Below are 21692 nucleotides of genomic sequence, written 5' to 3'. Positions count from 1 at the left end.
ACAATGATCAGCCTGAACCTGACCGGCGCAACGCGCCTCAACATCATCGTCGGCGATCCCATCGCCCAGGTGAAATCGCCTGCCGGTGTGACGCAGGCTTTCGTCGACCGCGGCTATGACGCCATCCTGGTGCCGGTGCAGATCGACAACGACCACCTGAAAGCGCTGCTGACGACCGCGACCGAGATCCGCAACCTCGACGGCGTCATCGTCACGGTCCCGCACAAATTCGCTTGCTACGAATTCTGTTCGAGCGCGACCGACCGCGCCCGCCTGCTCGGATCTGTCAACATCATGCGGCGGCGCCGCGAGGGGGGGTGGCATGGCGATCATGTCGATGGGCTGGGTTTCGTCGGGGCGGTGCGCGCCAGCGGCTACGATCCGGCCGGCAAGCGCGCCCTGCTGGTCGGCGCCGGCGGAGCCGGGTCGGCGATCGCCATGGCACTGGTCGAAACCGGCGTACGCACCCTCGCCATCCACGACAATGATGTGGCCCGGCGCGACCAGCTGATCGGAAAGCTGAAGACGGTGGGTAAGGCCGAGATCGGCCCGGGCTCCGCCGACCCTACCGGTTTCGATCTCGTCGCCAACGCGACGCCGCTCGGCATGAAGGCCGGCGATCCGTTGCCGCTCGACGTGTCAAAGCTCAACGAACGTACGTTCGTCGGCTGCGTCATCACGAGCCCTGTGATCTCGCCGCTCGTTGAAGCAGCGCGCCGTCTCGGCTGCAAGACGTCGACGGGCAGCGAGATGTACAACGCGCTGCAGAGCTCGATGGTCGATTTCCTGCTTCAAAGCGACAGCTCGAGGTAACCGCCATGTTCAGGAACATCAACGAGATTTCCGACGGCGCGCCCTACGATCTGGTCGTGATCGGCTCCGGTGCCGCCGGGATGGCAGCCGCCCTGTTCGCCGCAATCGAAGGGCGCAAGGTCCTCCTGGTCGAGCGCACCGAATATGTCGGCGGGACCAGCGCGCTGTCGGCGGCAACCACGTGGGTGCCCAACTCCCACCATTCCAGGAGCGTCAACCCCGACGACAGCCGGGACAAGGCGCGCAAGTTCCTCGACGGCGTCGTCGGCAATCATTCCGCCCCGTCGATGCGCGAGGCCTTTCTCGACAGCGCGCCGGAAGCAATTGCGGCGCTCGAAGCCAACAGCGTGGTCAAGTTCCGCCCCTACGCCACCCATCCCGATTACGAGCAGCAGTTCGAGGGCGCCACCATGCGCGGCCGGGCGCTCGAGCCGGTGCCGTTCGACGGCCGCAGCCTCGGACCCGACCTCGACAAGATCCGCCCACCGATCCCGGAGTTCACGATCTTCGGCGGCATGATGGTCGACCGCACCGACATCGGCCACCTGCTCGCGATCAGGAAATCGGCGCGCTCCGCGGCTCACGCTATCAAGATCCTCGCACATTATGCCGGCGATCGGCTCAGGGGCCGGCGCGGCTCGCGCCTGGTGATGGGCAACGCATTGATCGGTCGTTTCCTGGCGTCTCTGAATGCGCGCGGCGTCGAGATCCTGATCCGGACCGAGGTCCAGGATCTCGTGAGCGAGAACGGCACCGTCACCGGCGCGATCCTCAAATCGGGTGCAACGACCCGCCGCGTCGCGGCCACCAACGGCGTCGTGCTCGCGGCCGGCGGATTCAACCGGCATCCGCGACGCCGCGCCGAGCTATTGCCCCAGGGCGAAACGTACAGCCCTTCGGCGCCAGGACATACCGGCGCCATGCAGGACATCGCATTGCGGCTTGGCGCCCGGTTTGGCGAGGGCAATCTCGACAACGCCTTCTGGGCGCCGGTCTCGATCCGCAAGCGCGCTGACGGCAGCACGGCGAGCTTCCCGCATTTCGTCATGGATCGTAGCAAGCCCGGGACGGTCTGTGTCGATCAGACGGGACGACGCTTCGTCAACGAATCCGTCTCCTATCACCTGTTCGGACGAGCAATGTTCGAGCACAACAAGCAGGTGCCGTGCATCCCCTGCTTCATCATCACCGACGCGGTCGGGCTCTCGAAATACGGTCTCGGCATGGTGCGGATGGGCACGCGCGACCTCACGCCTTATCTTGCCGACGGCTACCTGATGGAAGGCGCCAGTATCGCCGACCTCGCCGCCAGGATCGGCGTGCCGGCGGCCAGTCTCGAAACGACGATCGCGGCGATGAACCGCTATGCCGAAAGCGGCGTCGATCCCGACTTCGGCCGCGGCACCACGGCCTATCACCGCGTCAATGGCGATGCATCCATCGGGCCCAATCCGACGCTGGGTCCGATCTCGACTGCGCCCTACTATGCCGTGCGGCTCTATCCCGGCGACATCGGGGCGGCCACAGGTCTCGTCATCAACGAATGGGCGCAGGTCACGCGCGCCGACGGCACTGCGATCGCGGGCCTCTATGCCTGCGGCAATGAGGCCAATTCGATCATGGGCGGCACCTATCCCGGGCCCGGCATCACCATCGGTCCTGCCATCACGTTCGCCTACCGCGCAGTGCGGCACGCCGTCGGCGCGGCCCAGGCACGGCGCGCAGCGTGATCCGGAGGCTGATTTGACAGGCGACCACAATCTCGACTGCGATCTGCTCGTCATCGGCTCGGGCGCGGGCGGCCTGGCGGCGGCGGTCACCGGCGCCTCGCTCGGTCTCGACGTCATTTTGATCGAGAAAGAAGAGCAGCTCGGCGGGACCACGGCCTGGTCGGGCGGCTGGATGTGGATCCCGGGCAATCCGCTGGCGAAAGCCGCCGGCATCGTCGAGCCTCCCGAGCAACCGAGACTCTATTTGCGGCACGAACTCGCGGACGGCTATGACGAGAGCCGGGTCGAGATGTTCCTCGAGCAAGGTCCGCGCATGGTCGAGTTCTTCCGGCGCGAAACCCATCTGGCCTTCATCGACGGCAATCAGATTCCGGATTTTCACGGCAGGAGTCCGGGTGCGGTGACGGGCGGCCGCTCGGTCTGCGCCGCGCCGATCGACGGCCGCGAGCTCGGCCCTCGTATCCGCGATCTCAAGACGCCTCTGGATGAAGTCGCCCCGTTTGGAATGGGCATCGCCTCCGGCGCCGATCTCAGGCACTTCCTCAACGCCCGCTCGTCTCCGACCTCGTTCTTCCACGTCGCCCGCCGGCTTGCGCGGCATATGCTCGACCTGCTGCGCTTCGGTCGCGGCATGCATCTCGTCAACGGCAATGCCCTGGTGGCACGGCTGCTGAAATCCGCCGATAGCCTCGGCGTCCGCATCATGCCGGGGACACCCGCGCAATCGTTGCTGCGGGAGGGGGCTCGCGTCGTGGGCGCCCGCGCTGGGCGCGACGGCACGACGATCGAGATTCGCGCGCGCCGCGGCGTCGTGCTCGCCTGTGGAGGCTTTCCGCACGACACGCAACGGAAGGCTGCGCTGTTTGCCCATGCCCCGACCGGCCACGAGCATTGGTCGGCGGCACCCGCGAGCAACACCGGCGAAGGCATCCGCCTCGGCGAGGCCGTCGGCGGGCGGCTGCGGACCGATCTCTCCGATGCAGGGGCCTGGGCGCCCGTGTCGCTGGTACCGCATCGCGACGGCTCGTTCGCTCACTTCCCGCATCTGATCGAGCGCGCCAAGCCCGGGCTGATCATGGTGCGCAGCGACGGGACGCGGTTTGCCAACGAGGCCGATTCCTATCATGACGTAATGAAGGCGCTGTTTGCCGCCACGCCGAAAGGCACGCCGGCCGAAGCCTGGGCGATCTGCGACGCAAAGTTCCTCAAGCGTTACGGTCTTGGCCGCGTGCGTCCCCCGCCCTTCCCCGTCGCGCCCTGGATCCGCAACGGCTATCTGAAGCGGGGCGCGACCATCGCAGCGCTCGCGCGGGCCTGCGACATCTGCGCCGACGGACTCGTAGCGACGATCGAGTACTACAATCGCTTCGCCGCCCGCGGTGAAGATCCCGCCTTCGGGCGCGGTGAGGCGCCCTACAATCGCGTGCAGGGTGATGCGGCGCATCTGCCAAATCCTTGCATCGCGCCCATCGAATCCGGCCCGTTCTATGCGGTCAAGATCGTGGCCGGCAGTCTCGGCACGTTCGCAGGCCTCGCCACCGACGAATATGCCCGCGTGCTCGATGGGCAGGCCACGCCGATCGACGGCCTCTACGCCGTCGGCAACGACATGGCGAGCATCATGGCCGGGCGGTATCCGTCGGGCGGCATTACGCTCGGCCCAGCCATGACCTTCGGCTACATCGCCGCGCACCATGCCGGCGGAATTCCACTCGCGAACAACCGGTCGGCCGCGGCCTGACCGCATGGAGAAGAACATGCTCTACGAGATCGCAACCCTGACGGTGAAACTCGGCACCGCGGCCAAGGCCGTGGCCGGCATCGGCGACTACGTCAGCGCATCGGGCGCCAATGGCACGCTGCTCGGCTGCTGGGCCAGCGAGATCGGCGAGCTCAACCAGCTCCTGGTGCTGCGCTCATTCAGCGATCACGAGGCGTGGCGCGCCGAGCGCGAGCGTGCATTGCGTACGACAAATCCCTTCGGAGCCGGCGAGGCCATCACCGGGATGAGCTTCGATACCTATGCGCCGTTTCCGTTCCTGCCGCCGCTCGCGCCGGGCAAGTACGGCAGCGTCTACGAGATCCGCACCTATCGTCTCAAGCACGGCGGCGTTCCTCCGACGATCGCGGCATGGGAAGCAGCCATGCCCGAGCGCGGCAAGCTGTCGCCGCTCTCGATCGCAATGTATGCGCTCGACGGGCCGCCACGCTTCACTCATATCTGGCCGTTCGCCAGCCTGGATGCCCGCGCCGCGGTGCGCGCCGAGTCTGTTGCCAATGGCATCTGGCCGCCGAAGGGCGGACCCGACTGGCTGACCGGCGACATGCGCTCGATCATTGCACTGCCAACGGTAATCTCTCCGCTGGCCTGAGGCGACGATCATGCCGCACATCTATTCACTCGCTTACCTCACTTCGGCGCCAATGGCGCCCCCGGATGCGCTGGTCCTCGCCGCCAAGCTCGGCTACCAGGCGATCGGGGTTCGCATCGCGCCTGCGGCGCCGGGCGGCGACTTCTCACCGCTCACCACCGATGCAGCCATGCTGCGCGAAACCATCCGGCGCATCGACGATACGGGAGTTGCAGTGTTCGACGTCGAGATCGCACGACTGGGGGTGGATTTCGAGCCGGAGCGCTTCGCGTCCTTTCTCGACACGGCCGGACGGCTGAATGCGCGCGCGATTCTGGTCGCCGGCGACGATCCAGACGAAGCGCGGCTGACAGAGTCGTTCGCAAACTTCTGCCGCGCCGCCGCGCCTTACGGCCTCACCGCCGATCTCGAATTCATGCCATGGACAGCGGTGAAGAACGCCAAGGAGGCTTTGCGGATCGTGACCAACGCCAATGAGCCCAACGGCCGCGTGTTGGTCGACGCGCTGCACGCCGCGCGCTCCGCGACCACTCTCGCCGATATCGCGTGCCTGCCGCACGACTTGCTGAGCTACGCCCAGCTCTGCGATGCACCCGCCGGCATCCCCACCAGCAATGACGAGCTGATCCACACCGCGCGCTGCGCGCGGCTTCTGCCGGGCGACGGCGGCATCGATCTCGCCGGGATCGTCCGCGCGCTGCCGGACGATCTTCCGCTCAGTCTCGAGATTCCTAACGACGAGTGGCTTCCGAAGCTCGGAGCGGAGGAATGGGCACGGCGGGCGCTGGCCGCAGCCGAGACGACCGTCGCGCACGCGGCAAGGGGGACGGCGAGCGTATGACCGGGCTCAATTTTGAAGGTCGCATCGCCGTCATTTCCGGCGGCTGCGGCGGCATCGGCCGGGCGGTTCGCGAACGGCTTGTAGCCGGTGGCGCCAAAGTGCTCGTCTGGGATGTCGCGGATGAGGCAGATGAACGGGTCGATCTCACCGACGAGACCGCCGTCGACGAGGCGATGGCGCGCCTCCTTGCGCGACACGGCCGCATCGACGTTCTTGTCAATGCCGCCGGCATCACCGGCCCCACGGTCAATATCGAACAATACAGCCTTGCCGATTGGCGGCGTGTTCTTGACGTGAACCTGACCAGCACCTTCCTCTGCTGCAAGGCCGCCATCACACCGATGCGACAGCAAAACGGTGGCCGCATCGTCAACCTGGCCTCGATCGCGGGCAAGGAAGGCAATGCCAGCATGACCGGCTATTCCGCGGCAAAGGCCGGCGTGATCGCGCTAACGAAATCTCTCGGCAAGGAGCTGGCCGGTACCGAAATTCGCGTCAACGCCATTGCACCTGCCGTGATCGCCACCGACCTCGTCAAGCAGATGACGGAGGAAGCCTATCGGAACGTGTTGGCAAAGATCCCGCTCGGACGCGCAGGCCTGCCGAAGGAAGTCGCCGCGCTGGTCGCCTGGCTCGCCTCCGATGAATGCTCGTTCTCGACTGGCGCCGTCTTCGATCTTTCCGGAGGGCGCGCAACGTATTGAGTTGTCTTAAGATGACCGCTTGATACGGATCCGTCGAACATCGATTGCGCCGCGGAGGAGCCCTGCCCGTCTGATCCCGGCCTTGGAATCCTTTGCAGCGTGTCTTCTGGTCAACACATGCTGATCATCGCTCGTGGACCGCAAGCATGCACAAGGTTCCGATGAGGGGTCCTGCCGCGAGGACAGCAAAGGCCGCCGCAAACGAGCCGGTTGCCGCGAACACCACGCCAACAACGCTCGGAACGATCACGCTTCCGAGCTGCCAGAGAGCATTGATCATACCGGTCGCGGTCGCCGTCATCCGCATGTCGACCCTCTCGGTGATCATTGCGGCAAGCAGCGGGCTGTAGACCACGGCAGTCAACCCAAGGAGCGGCGCTGCGATCAGGAATCCGCTTTTCGTGTGCATCATACCGAATACGATCAGCATCGCGGCGAACGCGAGAAGGTCGCAGATGACAAGATTGCGGCGCTTGCCGCCAAGCATGTCCGAGAGCAGTCCATAGAGGGGCTTTGAGACTGCAGCCGCGATACCAAAGATCAGGGCGATCGCGCCCGCATCCACTGGACTGAGCTGATAGCCCCGGATCATCAGCGCGGTCGCCCAGAACGCGAATCCCCACGTACCCCAATTGGCACCGAAGCCGGCAAGCGCGATCAGAACGAGGTTCCTGTCGGCCCACAGTGCTGCAAATCCGCGGCGCCATGTCACCTGATCGGGCGTCTTCGAGTTGCGTTCGCCGGCCCCCGCCGGCGTCAAGTCGGTCAAGAGGAACAGGCAGATCACGGCAACGAGTACCGTGAGGCCACCGAGGCCCCAATAGAGCGCACGCCAGCCGACGACGCCCAGCAGCATCGGAAAGATCGCGTTTGCGGCGGCGACACCGATCGAGGGCGCCGTCGAAAACAGACCAAGCGCCCTGCCGCGCTCGGTTCGGCCGAACCAATCGGCGACAACCTTGACGCAAGCAGCATAGTCCGCGCCGGCGAGCAGGCCCATCAGGGCCTGCAGTACGAGCCCCATCGCAAATGAACTGGTCAACCCGAACAGAAACGTGCACGCGGCAAGCGGCGCGAGCGCGAAAAACAGCATCAGCCGCGATCCGATACGGTCAGTTACGAAGCCTGCAAGGCCGCTCGCGATCACGTAGCCGGTGTAGAAGGCCGTCACGTACAGGCCAAGTGTTGCGACCGGAATGTCCAGTGATTTGCTGGCCATGAGATTGGCATTCGCCCATGCCAGCCGGTCGAGGAAGGTCACCAGGAAAGCGGTAAAAACGACCGAAAGGACCACCCATCGATAAGAACCAACCGAACCTTTCGGCTCGGCCGGAGCCGTTGCTGACGCGCCAACCCCTGCATTGGCGCCCCCCGTAGATGCACTTGTCGCATCATCCTGTGCAACGCGCGCTCGCGTGTTCGCAACGACATTCATGGGACGGCCCTTTCCAGTGTCTTGCCGGTCAGCTCCGGCGCGGTCACCATGCAGGCGTGCGACGAGGGGATGGCCTGGAAGCGCCAACCCTGTTGTTGTCGTGCACGCGCCCGGAACGGGTCGATCGCCGCCATTGCAGGCGCTTCGCAACTCACGTAGATCGTGTCGAAATCCGCCCCGACCGGCTTGGTCAAGCGGGGCGCTGTGCGCATGGTATTGGTCTCGATCATCCGCTCAGCTAACGGCAGTTGCCGGCGGCAGATTGCCACGCGACGGCAGGGCCCCTGCTGCAGTCAGACTCTTCTGAACAGTCCCGTGCGGCAACGCCCGCACGTCCCAGCCGTACGCCCCGGCATGCGCCGCGAGGTGGCCGGCGGCCTGGCCCAGTGCCATGGCCGTGGCCTGGTGCCGGATCGCCCCATTCGCCTCGCGGGTCGCCGAGATGGCCCGACCAGTGACGACGAGATTCCTGACCGAAATGCAGGTCATGCTGCGCGCTGGAATCTCGAACGGCTGCGCCGGCATGAAGAGCCGGAGCTTGCCATCTTCCTCATGCACATCCAAGGGACCGCAGCCCAGCGCTACCGCATCCTCGAACGGTGTGGCACCGACCACATCCTGTTCCGTAAGCAGGTAGTCGCCGACCAGCCGAACGCTTTCTCGCACGCCGACGTGGCTTGCAATTCCAGCCAGCTCGCAAGCTGCAAATCCCGGCATTCTCCGCTTGAGGAAGCCGGCGATGCGACTGACCTGATAGCGTCCGATAAACTCCGCCCTGGTCAGATCGTTGGGGTCGAGATTATCGAGCCCATCCAGATGGCTCATCAGGCAGATGGCGTCAGACGTGCCGACCGGCGAGACGGACAGGACATCCCAGAACAGCTCACCTGTGGCCATGCCCTCGAGAGCAATCGCGCGCTTTTCCTGCCTTGAGAGGGCGCGAAAGCGAGCGACATCGACGTGGGACAATCGAAAGACGAGGCTCATTCCCATGCGGTGCCGACCCGCCTCTACGTCCGCCAGTGGCGCTCCTGCGTGGCGCGCAACGACCGCATCCCCGGTCGCGTCGATAAAGCAGCTCGCCCCCACGTTGAGCCGTCCGCCGGACGTTTCGATCTGCACCCCGGTCACACGGTCGTCGTCTCGGGAGGCGCCGCAAATCCGGGCATGAACCAATGCAGACGCCCCGCTCTCCAGGACGAGCTCATCGGCGACGAGCTTTACGATTTCGGGATTGAACGGAAGGCGCTTGAGGTGAAGGGGACGCACGGTGGCTTCCGCCAGCACGTAGTTTTCAAAGCCGTTGGATCCGCCCCGGGCGATCACCCGCTCGGCGAATTCCATGGGCAGGCCGCCGACAGCGCATGTCTCGCCATTGTAGAAGCCGAGCCACTGCGCCACCATCGACGTTGTGCCGGCGCCACCGAAGCAGCCGGATGTTTCCACGACCAGGACGCGTGCCCCCTGCCTGGCGGCAGACACCGTCGCCATTAGACCCGAAGCACCCCCGCCGGCTACCACGATATCAAAATGATCGCCCGAGCGGACCGGCGGAAGCCGGCCGGCCCTTTGCAACACCTCGCTACTGCCGATGGTCATGGCGCTCCTTCCCTTCGCTCGCGTGTTCAACGCCAGTGTTCTTATCCGGACTATGTGCGCAGGCCGAGACTGGACGCTAGGGCGAACTGTGCGTTTTTGTGCCAAGGTGTGCGCTATACGCACAGTAGTGGAGATCTGATCGATGGCATCGTCGAAACCGCGGTATTATCGGCCGATTGCGGAGGAGAAACTGAACCGGAATTTCGTAACGGCTTTTGCGCGCGGACTTGCGGTCATCCAGTCGTTCGGCGCCGAGAACAGGGCCATGACGCTGGCGCAGGTCGCCGAACGTACCGGGATGGACCGGGCGGTGGCGCGTCGCCTCCTCCTTACGCTGGTGGAGCTTGGCTTCGCTCGCCTGCATGAGCGTCGCTTCGAGCTGACAACGCGCGTGCTCCGGCTCGCCTACTCGTTTCTGTCGTCCGCCGGTTTCGGCGCTTCCCTGCAACCATTTCTAGACCAGCTCGCCCGTTCGATCGGCGAGACAGTCTCACTCGCCGTGCTCGACGAAGCTGAAGTCGTATTCGTCGCGCGATCCGACATTCCCGGCCGGCGACTGTCTTACGTCGTCACGACAGGCATGCGACTGCCGGCGTTCTCCTCCGCATCCGGACGCGTGTTGCTCGCCTACAAGCCACGCGTCGAAGTGGAGCGGCTGCTGGCGCGGACCAGGATCGTCCGCCACACGCGGCACACGGTCATGCTCAAGCGCGAGATTCTTTCGCTGATCGTCGAGAGCAAGGTGAAGGGCTACTGCATCAACTACGAAGAGCTGGAGGACGGTTTGGTCAGCGTCTCGGTTCCGGTGTTCAATCGAGCCGGTCTTGTCGTCGCGACGCTCAATGCGAGCACGAGCTCGGCGCGCGCCAACAGGGAAAAACTGGCTGGAGAATTTGTCTCCAAGCTGAAGGGGATGGCGGGCGAGCTTTCGTCGATGCTGCCGTAGGAGCACGGTCCATTCGCCTTGTGCGCACAGCGCACAGACTGGAGCTTTTTTGCAGAATTTCCGTTGGCACGCTTTCGTTCGAAGGACCAGTATGGTTCCTGACGCGGGACGAGCTCTGAGAGATCGTGTTAGAGATGCTGTGGAGACGAGCATTCCTTTGTGGCGCCATGGCTCTTGGGCACTATTCCGAGCAGGTTCATGCGCAGGCAAACATGCCAGGCATGGTAACGATCGCTGTGAGGTGCCCTGCAGGTCGCCCCGCGGACACTATAGCGCGCCCTCGCTGCGGAATACCTCAGTACAAGCGTGGACTGCAATTACCATCAGCTGCAAACTGGCCACACCCCATGCTGACTGCCCCGCAAGCTTGCACATCTCATGCTCGCCTAGACCTGCGCGATCACAAGGGGGACCAATGCCTTATGTTCAGCTGAACCTTCCGGGACATTACCCAGCGGCAGCCAAGCGAAAGGCAGCTGAAGTCATCGGCAAACTCTACTGCGAGGAATTACTGGCGCCGCCGGGGGTAGTGAACATCGGCTTTGTAGAGCTCGGGTGCGACAATCTCTATCGCACAGGCTTCGCGCCGATTGAGACGGTGGCGCTCGCAATGGTCGATATCAGGGCAGGACGCAGTGTCGATCAGCGCACGCGGTTCGCTCGCAGACTGACCGAAGCCCGCGAAACCCATCTCGCCGTCCCTGCTGCGATGTTCACCGTCCTCTTCACGCAGCACGCAGGTGACGAGGCTTATCGAAACGGGCGCCTCGCCCCTGACTGGTCGCCGGCCGAGGGCCAGACCAGGCATGCCGGCTGGACATCCAGGGAATGACCAAGTGCTACGGAGGAATCACGTGTCGCAATCATGAGTGAGGCGCTCGAGCAGCGCGATCGCCATCTTCGCCGAACACGATGGGCCATTCACGGGTTATGGCCGCTCGTTATAACCGCAGGACTATTCAGAGAGGAAACGAGAATGATCTACGAAATGCGCCAGTATCGCTGCGTACCCGGCCGCCTGCCGGCATTGCTGAAGCGGTTCGAGACTGCCACGCTGAAGATCTGGGAGAAGCATGGCATCAAGCAGGCCGGGTTCTTCACCACGATGATCGGCGAATCTAACCAGGAGCTGACCTATTTCCTGGCCTGGGAGTCGCTCGCCGAACGCGAAAAGAAATGGGGCGCGTTCGTGGCCGATCCGGATTGGCACGAGGCGAGCAACAAGTCCCATGCGGACGGCCAGATCATCGCCAACATCGTCAGCCAGATTCTGGCCCCGACGGCATTCTCTTCGGTCAAATAGCCGTCCTTCCGGACAGAAGGCTGCGGCGCACCACTGATGTTCGAAGGCTAGAGCCGCGCGACCATAGCGACCGAATGGGTGGGATCAACCCAATTCGCCGATCTCAGCCCGAGCCTGTCCCAACAGCGTGGTAAGCACGGCCGAAATAGATCAAACTATCCGTATAGCATGACCTCTGCAGCGCGACCACGCGACAGAACAGCACGTCGTGCGTGCCGACATTGACCATGTGGGCGATCCGGCAATCGAACGCAGCAGTGCAGTCGACGAGGAGCGGCGCTCCCGTCTCGAGCGTCGACCATGTGGCCGCGGCGAACCGCTCCTCGGCCGGCACCTTGCCGCCGAACAGGCGAGACAGGGGCTCGTGCCGCGCCGAGAGCACGTTGACGCAGACCGCCTTGTTGCGTGTCACGCTGGCATAGGCGGAAGACGCTCGGTTGATGCAGACCAGTAGCGTCGGCGGATCGTCCGTGACGCTGCAAATCGCAGATGCGGTAAACCCAGCGCGGCCCGCGCTGCCGTCGGTCGTCACGATACTGACGGCGGCACCGAGACAGGCCATCGCGTCGCGGTAATCCTGAGGGGCCACGCTCCGCATCTTCATCCTCACGCGCCCGCCGCGGGCGGATATGCGAGTTCGCGCAGCACCTGCGCTAGCACGGAGGCGCCGGCGGCGACATGATCGGGCTCGGCCCATTCGTGCTCGACATGGCTCACCCCGTCGCGGCACGGGATGAAGATCATCGCGGCCGGACAGATTTTTGCGAGATGACGCGCGTCGTGACCGGCGGCCGACAGGATGTCCATGGCCGGGTGCCCCTGCTCCCGCGCCGCCTTCGCGATGCTCGCACGTAGGTGCGGATCGAAGACGTTCGACGGCGCATCGACGAGCGGCGTCACGGTAACCGAGCACGGCGGCGCCTTCTCTCGGCAAAGAGTGTTGATGCGCGCGCCGGCCGCGTCGAGCACCGCATTGTCAGGGTGACGCAGATCGATGCTGAAGCTGACGCGCGACGGCACCACCGACGGCGCGTTCGGCACGACGGCGATCCGGCCGATGGTGAACTTGATGTCGGCATCGATGGTGCCGATCTCGGAATGCAGCGCGGTCGCCATCCGGGCAAAAGCCGCGAGCGCATCGCGCCGCTCCTGCTGCGCCAGCGTGCCGGCGTGGCCCTCGGCACCCTCGAGCACGACCTGAAAGGTCTTCTTGCCCTGGATGCCGGTGACGACACCGATGGTGCAGCCGGCCGCTTCCAGCAGGGGTCCCTGCTCGATGTGTAATTCGAGATAGGCCCCGGCGGCAAAGCCGAGCGACCGGCGCGGCATATCGGGAAAAGCCTGGTGGAGGCGGTCGAGCGCCTCGCCGACACTGATGCCGTCTGCATCGCGCGCGGCGCGGATCGCGTCCATGTCGCGCTCACCGGTAAAGGCCTCCGAGCCCATCATGCCCGGCGCGAAGCGCGAGCCTTCCTCGTTCATCCAGGCGACGACGACGATATCGCGCGCGGGCTTGTCGCCCTGCCCGGCCAGCGAGACCACCGCCTCCAATGCCGCCATCACGCCGGCGGCGCCGTCGAACTTTCCGCCGGTCGGCTGGCTATCGAGATGACTGCCGAGCAGCAGCGGCGGTGCGGCGCGATCGCGGCCGGCCAGGGTCAGGAACAGATTTCCCGCAGCATCCGTTGACGGCGTCGAGCCCGCTTCGCGCGCCCAGCCGATGACGCGGCGCCAAGCCGCCATCTCGCCGTCGCTCAGCGCCTGACGGTTGACCCCGCCGGCCGGCGTCGCCCCGATCTCGGCGAGCGCCATCAAGCGGGTCCAGAGCCGATCGGCGTTGATCAGAGGCTTGCCCGTCATCGGCTACTTCGTGCGCATGATCTGACCCGGCAGCGCGCGTGGATCGCGCGGCAGCCAGCGTCCGGCCTCGACCTGGGCAATGAACTCGGCGAGCAGTGCGTTGAATGCCGCCGGCTCTTCGAGATTGAGCGTGTGGCCGGTCTTGGGAAAGACCGAGAGACCGCAGGCGGGAATCGTCTTCTTCAGGAAGATGCCGGGCTGCAGACAATGGTCGTCCTCATCGCCGACGATAACCAGCGTCGGCACCATCATCTTCTTCAGGCCGTCTTCGAGGTCATAGAATGACGGCCGCCGCGCCTGGACGCCACGCATCGTGTTGGCGGCGCCGCGGTCGGAATGGGTGGCGAGCCGATCGGCGAACTCCTGCCAGCCGCGCGGATCCTTGTTCTGGAACTGCACCCGGCTCGCACCGAGCGCATAGATCCTGGAAAACTCCTTCGCTCCCTGCTTCTCGAAACTGTCGGCGACTTCGCGCGAGACGCCGCGAAAATACTCCTCGAACTCCTTCTCGCAGCCATAACCGGCGCCGGCCACCGTGAGCGACAAAGCGCGCTCCGGCGTGCGCAGGCCGAAATGCACCGTACAGAATCCGCCCATGGAGAGGCCGACGATATGCGCCCTATCGATCTTGAGCGCGTCGAGCACGGCGACCGCATCATCAGCGGCGATCGCCTGCGAATAGGCCTCCACGCTGTCAGGCACGTCCGACGGCGGATAGCCGCGCGCGGCGTAGCTGATGCAGCGATGGCGCCGGCTGAAATAGCGCAGCTGCGGCTCCCAGCTTGCGTGGTTGCCGCCGAATTCGTGGATGAAGAGGATCGGCGTGCCCTCGCCGGCCTCTTCCACATGGAGCTTCACGCCGTCCTTCGTCGTGATCATCGTCATCGGCATCGTCCCTAGAATTGCGGCGGCAGATCGTTGAGCGTGCGCGCCTGCGCGACCATCTCCGGCAGCAGCGTGCACAGCTTTTCGACCCAGCCTTGCGGCACGGAGGTGCTGATCTTGACGAAGCGGTCGCCAAAACGCTGGGTGTGATAGGTGCCCTGGCGGATCATGATGCCCTGGCGGCGATAGCATTCGACCAGCGCTTCGGGTCGGATGCCCGCCGTGATGGTTTCGAGCACGAGGAAGTTGCCGTGCGAGGGCATGATCGGCAGCGCCAGGCCCTCGATCGCGGCTGCCGCCTCCTGGATCATCGCCTTGTTGGCGCGATCGGTGCCGCGGACCTTCGTCATCCATTCGGCCTTCACCGACAGCCCCGCCTGCGCCGCGCGCTGCGCGATGACGCTGGCGCCGAGCACGCTTGTGGAGGTCTGCGCCAGCTCCTCGAACAGGTCTGGCGCCGCGACGAGCGCCCCGATCCGCAGGCCTGCAAGCCCGAGCCATTTCGAGAAGCTGGTCGAGACCACCGAGCCTTTCGGGGCGACATGAAGGGCCGGCGTGTGGCCGTCGGCGAAATCGCGATAGGTGCAGTCGTGCACCAGCAGCGCGCCGCAATCGCGCGCGATCGCGGCAAAGCTCTCGATCTCCTCGCGCGTATAGCGGATGCCGAGCGGATTGTTGGGATCGACGAGATAGATGATCGCCGTGCGCTCATCGACATGCGCCCTCAAGGCTGCCGGCGTCAGGCGGTAGTTGCAGGCGGGATCGTAGATCGGGATCTCGATCACCTCGGCGCCCTGCTGGCGCGCGAACAGGCACGGCCATTTCCAGGTCGGATCGGTAGTGACAAGCGTGGTGCCGGGCTTGCAGCGTGCACGGCAGATCATCGCCAGTGCGTTGACGCCGCCCTCGGTCACCAGGGCCTCTGCGCCCGGCGTGCCGAGATCCGCGACGATCGCCTCGCGCAGCGCCTCGAAGCCGAGCGGTGGGGCATAGGCATTGAACTCGCCTGCCTCGATCGAGCGCAGCATGGCCTCGCGCACGGCGGGGTGGCTCTCGATATGGTTGGTGTTCTGGCCGAGCCAATAGAGTCCCGGCGTCGCCGAGAGCTCGTCGAAATAGCGGTTGCGGACCAGCGCCGCGGATTGAGGCTTCGACATCGACGCCTCAGATCACCGAGCCGCGCGCGGCGATGCCGCCGTCGATCGTCACCACGGTGCCGGTGATGTAGCCGGACCGCGGCGAGGACAGGAAGGCGACGAGATCGGCGACCTCTTCCGACGTCGCCGGGCGTTTGCCCGGATACTTGTCGAACAGCTCCTCCCAGCGGCTTTCGTCACCGAGCATGTCGATCGCCTTGCGCTTCATGATCTTGAGCATGCGGTCGGTCGCAACCGGACCCGGATTGACCGCGACCACGCGCACGCCGTGGTCGAGGCTGCGCCCGCCGAGCGCCTTGGTGAAGGACATCAGCGCCGCATTGCCGGTCGAGCCCGCGATGTAGCTCGCATCCCAGTTCTCGCCGGAATTGCCGATGATGTTGATGATGACGCCGTCCCTGCCCTTCATCCGCGGATAATAAAGGCGCGACAGCGTGATGTAGCCGAACACCTTGAGATCGAAGCCACGCCGCCAGGCGGCGTCGTCGAGGATCTCCAGCGAGCCGGCCGGGATGTCGCCGGCATTGTTGATGAGGATGTCGATGTCGCCGACTTCGGCCGCCAGCTTCTCCATCGCGGACGTGCTCGACAGGTCGAGCGCATAGATCGTGATCTTCACGCCATGGCGGGCTTCGAGCGCCTTCTTGGCCTCAAGCAGGGCTTCGCCGTTGCGGGCGGCGAGATGGAGATGACACCCCTCGGCGGCGAAGAGCTCGGCCACCGCCAGTCCAATTCCTTTCGACGCGCCGGTGATGAGGGCGGTCTTGTTCGTCAGCTTCAGGTCCACTCCGGGTCTCCAGGATGCAGGCTAGATATACAAGACCTAGCAATTTGCATACCAAGAGGCCGAAGGGTCATTCGAAGGCGGCGAGGAAGTCCAAGAGGTTGTCGCCGAGCAGGTTGACGTGGTCCCGCATGGCGCTGTGCGCCCGCTCCGGGTCGTGGGCCAGGATCGCCTGCATGATCGCCTCGTGCTCGCGAACGGTATCGGCGATCCGGTTCGGCATTCGCGTCACCCGGCGGCGATAGGCGGCGACCTGATTGCGCAGCTTGCGGGTCTGATCGGCGAGGAAGGCGTTGCGCGAGGCCTCGTAGATCGCTTCGTGGAATTCCTGATTGATGTCGTAGAACACGTCGATGTCGCCGGTTTCGCCTGTCGCGACAAGTCGCTGGTGAATCTCACCAATTTCGGCACCCCAGGCCTGGGAGACGCGTCTTGCGGCCAGCCGCGCGCAGAGCCCCTCAAGCTCTGCCATGACCTGAAACATCTCTATCAGCGCCTGCGCCTTGATGCTGCGGACCGTCGCCCCCTGCCGGCCGCGCAGCTCGACCAGATTGTTCGCCGCCATCAGGCGGAACGCCTCCCGCACCGGCGTGCGGGAGACGCCGAAGCGCTGCGCGATCTCCTGCTCGTCGAGCCGGCTACCCGGCTCCAGACGGCCGGCTGCGATCGCGCCCTCGAGCCTCTGGCGCAGGCTTTCCGCGAGCGTCATGCCGGAGGTCGCGGTGAGGGTTTCATGCCCATTTTTGACGCGCTTGCCTGCGCCATGTGCACCAATACCCACCATCATGTTTCTCCAATCCCAATATACGTATACATATTGACGCTCCTATCCCCACGAAACGACCGGTTTTCTCCCGGAGATGCGGGTGCCGCCGAGATATTCGGCCGTCGTTCTCGCAAGTCTTATGCCTGATTTGCGCGAAAATCGCACTGGCACACGAGTTGCTAAGAGATTTCGACGCGGTCCTGCTTCCGTATGCGAATGATCGCCGCAATTATACAAGGATACCCCGGTGCAGGCTGCCCGCCTCCCCCATCCCGGCCCGGCCCCCGAAGCCCCGCAGGCTCAGCCCAAGCCTGAGCCGCTGCTTGAACTTCGCGCGATCAACAAGACATTCGGTGCCGTCGCGGCCCTGTCGGGACTTCAGGCGAACATCGCCCCCGGCGAGTTCGTCACCGTCGTCGGCCCCAGCGGCTGCGGCAAGAGCACCCTCTTCAACATCGTCGCAGGCCTGGAAGAGCCGGATGCCGGCGGCATCCTGCGCTTCGAAGCCAAGAGCTGCCATGCCGCCGACCTGCTCGGCCGCGTCTCCTTCATGCCGCAGCGCGATTTGCTGTTTCCCTGGCGCAACGTGGTGGACAACGCCATCCTCGCGCTCGAGGTCGAGGGGATGCCGCGCGATCAGGCGCGCGCCAAGGCGCTGAAAATGCTGCCCGAGTTCGGCCTCGCCGGCTTCGAGAAGCAATATCCCAATCAATTGTCGGGCGGCATGCGCCAGCGCGTTGCGCTGATGCGCACCTTCCTGTTCGAGCGCGACCTGATGCTGCTGGACGAGCCGTTCGGCGCGCTCGATGCGCTGACGCGCGCGATGATGCAGCGCTGGCTGCTCGACGTCTGGCAGAAATACCGCCGCACGATTCTTTTCATCACCCATGATGTCGACGAGGCGATCTTCCTCGGCGACCGCGTGCTGGTGATGACTGCGCGTCCAGGCTCGGTGAAGCTCGAACAGGTCGTTGACCTCCCCCGCCCGCGCCGCCCCGAGATCGTCACGTCCCCCGAATTCATCCGCCTCAAGCGCACGCTGCTCGATGCGATCGAGGAGGAAAGCATGAAATCGTTCCAGTCCTCCATCGCGCAGGAGAAGTCGCAGTGAACGCGATGTCAGCGAGAGAAGCGCACGGGATCGATCCGGCCGAGTGGGACGCCCGCGTCAAGCTCGCCGCCTGCTATCGCATGGTCGCCAAGCTCGGGATGGACGACCTGATCTATAATCACATCTCCATGCGCGTGCCCGGCCACGCGGATCAGTTCCTGATCAACCCCTACGGGCTGCTGTTCGACGAGATCACCGCGTCGAGCCTCGTCAAGATCGACACCAAGGGAAACAAGCTCGACGACACGCCGCATGCGGTCAACGTCGCGGCCTTCGTCATCCATGCCGCGATCCACACCTCGAACCACGACGCGGCCTGCGTGCTGCACACCCACTCCGACGCGAGCGTTGCGGTCTCCGGGCAGGAGAAGGGCCTGCTGCCGCTCAGCCAGTTCGCAATGCGCTTCTACGAGCGCCAGGCCTTCCACGACTACGAAGGCGTCGCTATCGATCTCGACGAGCAGACGCGCCTGGTGCGCGATCTCGGCCCGCACAAGGTGATGCTGATGCGCAACCACGGCATCCTCACCGTCGGTCGGACGCCGGGCGAGGCCTTCATGCTGCTCTACTATTTCGAGCGCGCCGCGCGGATTCAGCTTCAGATGCAGGCGGCGGCCGCAGCCGGCGCCACGCTGGTGATGCCGCCGCACGAGGTCTGCGAGAAGGCCGCGCGCCAGTTCTGGGAATTGCAGGGCGACATTCTGGTCCCCGGCGAACGCGAATGGCCCGCCTTGATGCGCCAGCTCGATCGCACCGATCCGTCTTACCGCAATTGATTTTCACCGCCTGGAGTATGACCATGTTGAGCCGACGCCACGCCTTCTCCGTCCTCTCCGCCATCGCACTGGCGACCGGCTCGCTCGTCACGGCTGCGCCGGCAGCCGAGCCGCAGAAGGCGAGCCTGCGCCTGAAATGGCTGCCGCAGGCCCAGTTCGCCGGCTTCTACGTCGCCGCCGCCAAGGGCTACTACAAGGCCGAGGGTATCGACCTCACCATCAATCCCGGCGGGCCCAACCTGCTCACCGAGAACCTGGTCGCCACCGGCGCCGACACGTTCGGCCTGTCCGGCGGCACCGATAGCGTGTTCGCCGCCCGAGACAAGGGACTGCCAATCGTCTGCATCGGCGTGTCGCACCAGATCACGCCCTTCATCTTCGTCACCCGCAAAGATGGACCTGTGAAGACGATCCAGGATTTTAAAGGCAAGACCGTCACCACCTGGTTCACCGGTGCTAACCACGTGCTCAACGGCATGCTGGCCAAGGAAGGCATCAAGCCGGATGAACTCAAGATCCAGCCGCAGCAGGTCTCTGTCACTCCGTTCGTCGACGGTAGCGTCGATGTCGTCACGGCGACCTATTACAACGAGTTCTACACCATCCAGTCGCGCATGCCGAAGGACAGTCTGAAGACGTTCGTTGCCGAAGATTACGGCATCACCTTCCCGCGCGACACGCTGATCGTGGCCGAAGCGACCGCCAAGGAGAAGCCGGCACTGGTCAAGGCGTTTCTGCGCGCGTCGCTGAAGGGCTGGAAGGACGCCTTCTCCGATCCCAAGGGCGCCGTCGACACCGTGATGGCCGCAGCCCCGACGCTCGATCGGGCGCAGCAGGAGTTCATGCTCACCGAGGTGAAGCGCCTGATGACGTCAGGCGCGGCGGCAAAGAACGGCCTGTTCTGGATCGATGCCGACGCGGTCAAGACCGCTCACGACTTCTTCCTGAAGTATGGCGTGATCTCCAAGCCGCTGGATCTTGCCGCCGCCTATGACGCAAGCTTCATCCAGGCCATCCCTGCGGCGGACCGGCTGCCGTGAGCAGCCCTGCCGCGACATCGCTCGGTGAGGCCGCCGCCGCGACGCGGTCGATCACGATGCCGGATTCGCTGCGCAAGCTGATTCGGCTCCTGCTCGGCCTCGCCATTGCGGCAGTAGTCTGGGAAGGTGCGGTGCTGCTGTTCGGTATCCGTCCCTACTATCTGCCGCGCCTCAGCACGATCCTGATGGCGATCGCGGCAACGCCTCGGGCCTATGTCGACGGTTTCCTGCGCACGCTTGCCGAGACGCTGATTGGCTTTGCGTCCGGCGGCGCCTTCGGCGTGCTCATGGGCATCGTGTTCTTCCGCGTCCGCGCGCTGCGCGAAATGATCTTTCCGATCTTCGTGGTGTCGCAGACCATTCCGGTCATCGCCTTCGGCGCGCTGGTGGTGCTGTGGTTCGGCAACACGCTGCTCGCCAAGGCGATCATCGCGTTCTATCTGACCTTCTTTCCGGTGACGGTGAACACGCTGCTGGGCCTCGATACGGTCGATCCCAAGCAGGTCGCGCTCATGCGCAGCTTCGGCGCCTCCAATCGCCAGCTCCTGCTGCGCCTGCAGCTTCCGACGGCAATGCCGCAGATCTTCGTGGCGCTGCGGCTCGCAGCATCATTGAGCCTCGTCGGCGCCATCGTCGGTGAATGGTTCGGCGACACCACCGGCCTCGGCGTGCTCTTGCTCCAGGCCATGTTCACTGAGAACGTCGTCGCGATCTGGGGCGCTCTGCTCGCCGCGGCCCTGCTCGGCACGGGCTTCTATGCGGTGGTCGCCGCGGTGGAGCGGCGGCTGGTGTTCTGGAGCGCCGAGCAATGAGCCGCGCGCTCGCCTCCCCTTCGCTCGCCGTCCAGCGCGGCATTCTCGGCGCCGTCATCCTGATCGCGTGCTGGGAAGGCATCGCGCGCGGACTGCATCTGCCGGCCTATGTTCTCCCCGCGGTCAGCGACATCTTGGTGGGTCTCTGGTCCAAGCGCGCGATACTCATTGACGCCGCCGGCTACACGCTGCTCGAAGCACTGGCGGGATACGGCCTCGGCTGCCTGATCGGCATCGGCCTCGCCGTCGCCATCGCGCTGGCGCCGGCGTTGCGCAGCGCGATCCTGCCGCTCGCGACCGCCATCAATTCGGTGCCCGTGGTCGGCTATTCGCCGTTGATCCTGCTCTGGTTCGGCATCGGCGTCAGCTCGAAGATCGTTATGGTGGCGATGGCGGTGAGCTTCACCATCCTGCTGTCGATGCTGGCGGGGCTCGACCGCGTCGATCGCCGCGCCGTCGACCTGATGAAGAGTTTTGGCGCGAGCCGGCTCAGCGTGCTGTGGCGATTGCGCCTGCCGACCGCTCTGCCGCTGCTGCTGGCGGGCATGCGCGTTTCCACCGTGCGCAGCGTGATCGTGGCGATCGTCACCGAGATGTTAGGGGCCCATGGTGGGCTCGGCTGGGTGATCTACCAGGCCGTGCTCCAGATCGACTTCGTCCAGGTCTGGTCCGCGATCTTCGTCGCCTCGGCGGCGAGCCTCGCCTTCTTCGGCCTGATCGGCTTCCTCGAGCGAAAAATCCTGTTCTGGACATGACGC

General features: G+C 65.0%; 23 protein-coding genes. 14 read left to right on the top strand and 9 right to left on the bottom strand.

All coding sequences use genetic code 11. The annotated features are described in order from the left end of the window. Positions 1 to 3 precede the first annotated feature (3 nt). The 6 genes from EAV90_RS10500 to EAV90_RS10475 are packed head-to-tail and all read left to right on the top strand — an operon-like array spanning position 4 to position 6460. Positions 4 to 813, top strand: coding sequence for a shikimate dehydrogenase family protein (locus tag EAV90_RS10500; protein WP_129143333.1), 810 nt, complete (start codon positions 4 to 6; stop codon positions 811 to 813). A gap of 5 nt (positions 814 to 818) precedes the next feature. Next, a complete protein-coding gene (locus EAV90_RS10495) occupies positions 819 to 2543 on the top strand; it encodes an FAD-dependent oxidoreductase (RefSeq protein WP_129143332.1) in 1725 nt (574 codons plus the stop codon). 13 nt (positions 2544 to 2556) lie between these two features. Then, the gene (locus tag EAV90_RS10490; RefSeq protein ID WP_129143331.1) at positions 2557 to 4284 is read left to right on the top strand and encodes an FAD-dependent oxidoreductase; all 1728 of its coding nucleotides are present in this window, start codon (positions 2557 to 2559) and stop codon (positions 4282 to 4284) included. Between the two features lie 16 nt (positions 4285 to 4300). After that, on the top strand, positions 4301 to 4915 hold the full coding sequence (locus tag EAV90_RS10485; RefSeq protein ID WP_129143330.1) for an NIPSNAP family protein: 615 nt from the start codon (positions 4301 to 4303) through the stop codon (positions 4913 to 4915). 10 nt (positions 4916 to 4925) lie between these two features. Then, on the top strand, positions 4926 to 5756 hold the full coding sequence (locus EAV90_RS10480; protein ID WP_129143329.1) for a sugar phosphate isomerase/epimerase family protein: 831 nt from the start codon (positions 4926 to 4928) through the stop codon (positions 5754 to 5756). After that, on the top strand, positions 5753 to 6460 hold the full coding sequence (locus EAV90_RS10475; RefSeq protein ID WP_129143328.1) for an SDR family oxidoreductase: 708 nt from the start codon (positions 5753 to 5755) through the stop codon (positions 6458 to 6460). Before EAV90_RS10480 ends, EAV90_RS10475 begins: the two co-directional genes overlap by 4 nt. A 124-nt stretch (positions 6461 to 6584) precedes the next feature. Here the strand turns inward: EAV90_RS10475 and EAV90_RS10470 are convergent, their stop codons facing one another. From EAV90_RS10470 to EAV90_RS10460, 3 genes are read right to left on the bottom strand one after another with little or no spacing between them, the layout of a single operon-like run. Then, entirely contained in the window at positions 6585 to 7895 is a 1311-nt protein-coding gene (locus EAV90_RS10470) for an MFS transporter (RefSeq protein WP_129143327.1), read from the bottom strand. Further along, on the bottom strand, positions 7892 to 8125 hold the full coding sequence (locus EAV90_RS10465) for a hypothetical protein (RefSeq protein WP_129143326.1): 234 nt from the start codon (positions 8123 to 8125) through the stop codon (positions 7892 to 7894). The genes EAV90_RS10470 and EAV90_RS10465 overlap by 4 nt, the downstream gene beginning before the upstream one ends. 4 nt (positions 8126 to 8129) lie before the next feature. Beyond that, the gene (locus EAV90_RS10460) at positions 8130 to 9494 is read right to left on the bottom strand and encodes an FAD-dependent oxidoreductase (protein WP_129143325.1); all 1365 of its coding nucleotides are present in this window, start codon (positions 9492 to 9494) and stop codon (positions 8130 to 8132) included. A gap of 142 nt (positions 9495 to 9636) precedes the next feature. Between EAV90_RS10460 and EAV90_RS10455 the strand changes: the two genes are divergently transcribed. The 3 genes from EAV90_RS10455 to EAV90_RS10445 all read left to right on the top strand — a co-directional run bounded on the left by EAV90_RS10455 (position 9637) and on the right by EAV90_RS10445 (position 11743). After that, complete coding sequence (locus tag EAV90_RS10455; protein ID WP_129143324.1) at positions 9637 to 10440, top strand: IclR family transcriptional regulator domain-containing protein; 804 nt, start codon at positions 9637 to 9639, stop codon at positions 10438 to 10440. 415 nt (positions 10441 to 10855) lie between these two features. Further along, complete coding sequence (locus tag EAV90_RS10450) at positions 10856 to 11272, top strand: tautomerase family protein (protein WP_129143323.1); 417 nt, start codon at positions 10856 to 10858, stop codon at positions 11270 to 11272. A 144-nt stretch (positions 11273 to 11416) separates the two neighbouring features. Beyond that, a complete protein-coding gene (locus EAV90_RS10445) occupies positions 11417 to 11743 on the top strand; it encodes an NIPSNAP family protein (protein WP_122403663.1) in 327 nt (108 codons plus the stop codon). A 103-nt stretch (positions 11744 to 11846) separates the two neighbouring features. Here EAV90_RS10445 and EAV90_RS10440 read toward each other — a convergent pair whose 3' ends face one another. The 6 genes from EAV90_RS10440 to EAV90_RS10415 form a co-directional block, all read right to left on the bottom strand. Further along, positions 11847 to 12341, bottom strand: a complete 495-nt coding sequence (locus EAV90_RS10440; protein ID WP_164936859.1) for a flavin reductase — start codon at positions 12339 to 12341, stop codon at positions 11847 to 11849. A gap of 8 nt (positions 12342 to 12349) precedes the next feature. Beyond that, positions 12350 to 13603 (bottom strand): Zn-dependent hydrolase, encoded by a 1254-nt coding sequence (locus EAV90_RS10435; RefSeq protein ID WP_129143321.1) that lies wholly within the window; start codon positions 13601 to 13603, stop codon positions 12350 to 12352. 3 nt (positions 13604 to 13606) lie between these two features. Continuing rightward, positions 13607 to 14488, bottom strand: a complete 882-nt coding sequence (locus tag EAV90_RS10430; protein WP_162500313.1) for an alpha/beta fold hydrolase — start codon at positions 14486 to 14488, stop codon at positions 13607 to 13609. An 11-nt stretch (positions 14489 to 14499) separates the two neighbouring features. Next, entirely contained in the window at positions 14500 to 15645 is a 1146-nt protein-coding gene (locus EAV90_RS10425; RefSeq protein WP_122403666.1) for a pyridoxal phosphate-dependent aminotransferase, read from the bottom strand. A 7-nt stretch (positions 15646 to 15652) separates the two neighbouring features. Next, positions 15653 to 16432: an SDR family oxidoreductase gene (locus EAV90_RS10420; protein WP_122403667.1), complete on the bottom strand. Its 780-nt coding sequence runs from the start codon at positions 16430 to 16432 to the stop codon at positions 15653 to 15655. A 67-nt stretch (positions 16433 to 16499) separates the two neighbouring features. Then, a complete protein-coding gene (locus EAV90_RS10415; RefSeq protein ID WP_162500314.1) occupies positions 16500 to 17138 on the bottom strand; it encodes a GntR family transcriptional regulator in 639 nt (212 codons plus the stop codon). A 304-nt stretch (positions 17139 to 17442) separates the two neighbouring features. Between EAV90_RS10415 and EAV90_RS10410 the strand changes: the two genes are divergently transcribed. The 5 genes from EAV90_RS10410 to EAV90_RS10390 are packed head-to-tail and all read left to right on the top strand — an operon-like array spanning position 17443 to position 21689. After that, positions 17443 to 18306: an ABC transporter ATP-binding protein gene (locus EAV90_RS10410; protein WP_122403668.1), complete on the top strand. Its 864-nt coding sequence runs from the start codon at positions 17443 to 17445 to the stop codon at positions 18304 to 18306. Next, entirely contained in the window at positions 18303 to 19082 is a 780-nt protein-coding gene (locus EAV90_RS10405; RefSeq protein ID WP_129143320.1) for a class II aldolase/adducin family protein, read from the top strand. Before EAV90_RS10410 ends, EAV90_RS10405 begins: the two co-directional genes overlap by 4 nt. 23 nt (positions 19083 to 19105) lie before the next feature. Next, positions 19106 to 20122: an ABC transporter substrate-binding protein gene (locus EAV90_RS10400; protein WP_129143319.1), complete on the top strand. Its 1017-nt coding sequence runs from the start codon at positions 19106 to 19108 to the stop codon at positions 20120 to 20122. Continuing rightward, positions 20119 to 20934, top strand: coding sequence for an ABC transporter permease (locus EAV90_RS10395; RefSeq protein ID WP_122403670.1), 816 nt, complete (start codon positions 20119 to 20121; stop codon positions 20932 to 20934). The genes EAV90_RS10400 and EAV90_RS10395 overlap by 4 nt, the downstream gene beginning before the upstream one ends. After that, a complete protein-coding gene (locus EAV90_RS10390; protein ID WP_129143318.1) occupies positions 20931 to 21689 on the top strand; it encodes an ABC transporter permease in 759 nt (252 codons plus the stop codon). The genes EAV90_RS10395 and EAV90_RS10390 overlap by 4 nt, the downstream gene beginning before the upstream one ends. Positions 21690 to 21692 lie beyond the last annotated feature (3 nt).

Source organism: Bradyrhizobium vignae, from assembly GCF_004114425.1.
Classification (GTDB): domain Bacteria; phylum Pseudomonadota; class Alphaproteobacteria; order Rhizobiales; family Xanthobacteraceae; genus Bradyrhizobium; species Bradyrhizobium vignae.
The sequence above is the reverse complement of the archived record's forward strand: the minus strand, read 5'-3'. Positions and strand labels throughout refer to the sequence as shown.

What these genes read in the sequence shown, in the direction of transcription:
- EAV90_RS10500 (WP_129143333.1), top strand. Translation starts at nt 4, where the DNA reads ATGATCAGCCTGAACCTGACCGGCGCAACGCGCCTCAACATCATCGTC.
- EAV90_RS10495 (WP_129143332.1), top strand. Translation starts at nt 819, where the DNA reads ATGTTCAGGAACATCAACGAGATTTCCGACGGCGCGCCCTACGATCTG.
- EAV90_RS10485 (WP_129143330.1), top strand. Translation starts at nt 4,301, where the DNA reads ATGCTCTACGAGATCGCAACCCTGACGGTGAAACTCGGCACCGCGGCC.
- EAV90_RS10480 (WP_129143329.1), top strand. Translation starts at nt 4,926, where the DNA reads ATGCCGCACATCTATTCACTCGCTTACCTCACTTCGGCGCCAATGGCG.
- EAV90_RS10475 (WP_129143328.1), top strand. Translation starts at nt 5,753, where the DNA reads ATGACCGGGCTCAATTTTGAAGGTCGCATCGCCGTCATTTCCGGCGGC.
- EAV90_RS10470 (WP_129143327.1), bottom strand. Translation starts at nt 7,895, where the DNA reads ATGAATGTCGTTGCGAACACGCGAGCGCGCGTTGCACAGGATGATGCG.
- EAV90_RS10465 (WP_129143326.1), bottom strand. Translation starts at nt 8,125, where the DNA reads ATGATCGAGACCAATACCATGCGCACAGCGCCCCGCTTGACCAAGCCG.
- EAV90_RS10460 (WP_129143325.1), bottom strand. Translation starts at nt 9,494, where the DNA reads ATGACCATCGGCAGTAGCGAGGTGTTGCAAAGGGCCGGCCGGCTTCCG.
- EAV90_RS10455 (WP_129143324.1), top strand. Translation starts at nt 9,637, where the DNA reads ATGGCATCGTCGAAACCGCGGTATTATCGGCCGATTGCGGAGGAGAAA.
- EAV90_RS10450 (WP_129143323.1), top strand. Translation starts at nt 10,856, where the DNA reads ATGCCTTATGTTCAGCTGAACCTTCCGGGACATTACCCAGCGGCAGCC.
- EAV90_RS10445 (WP_122403663.1), top strand. Translation starts at nt 11,417, where the DNA reads ATGATCTACGAAATGCGCCAGTATCGCTGCGTACCCGGCCGCCTGCCG.
- EAV90_RS10440 (WP_164936859.1), bottom strand. Translation starts at nt 12,341, where the DNA reads ATGCGGAGCGTGGCCCCTCAGGATTACCGCGACGCGATGGCCTGTCTC.
- EAV90_RS10435 (WP_129143321.1), bottom strand. Translation starts at nt 13,603, where the DNA reads ATGACGGGCAAGCCTCTGATCAACGCCGATCGGCTCTGGACCCGCTTG.
- EAV90_RS10430 (WP_162500313.1), bottom strand. Translation starts at nt 14,488, where the DNA reads ATGACGATGATCACGACGAAGGACGGCGTGAAGCTCCATGTGGAAGAG.
- EAV90_RS10425 (WP_122403666.1), bottom strand. Translation starts at nt 15,645, where the DNA reads ATGTCGAAGCCTCAATCCGCGGCGCTGGTCCGCAACCGCTATTTCGAC.
- EAV90_RS10415 (WP_162500314.1), bottom strand. Translation starts at nt 17,138, where the DNA reads ATGACGCTCGCGGAAAGCCTGCGCCAGAGGCTCGAGGGCGCGATCGCA.
- EAV90_RS10400 (WP_129143319.1), top strand. Translation starts at nt 19,106, where the DNA reads ATGTTGAGCCGACGCCACGCCTTCTCCGTCCTCTCCGCCATCGCACTG.
- EAV90_RS10390 (WP_129143318.1), top strand. Translation starts at nt 20,931, where the DNA reads ATGAGCCGCGCGCTCGCCTCCCCTTCGCTCGCCGTCCAGCGCGGCATT.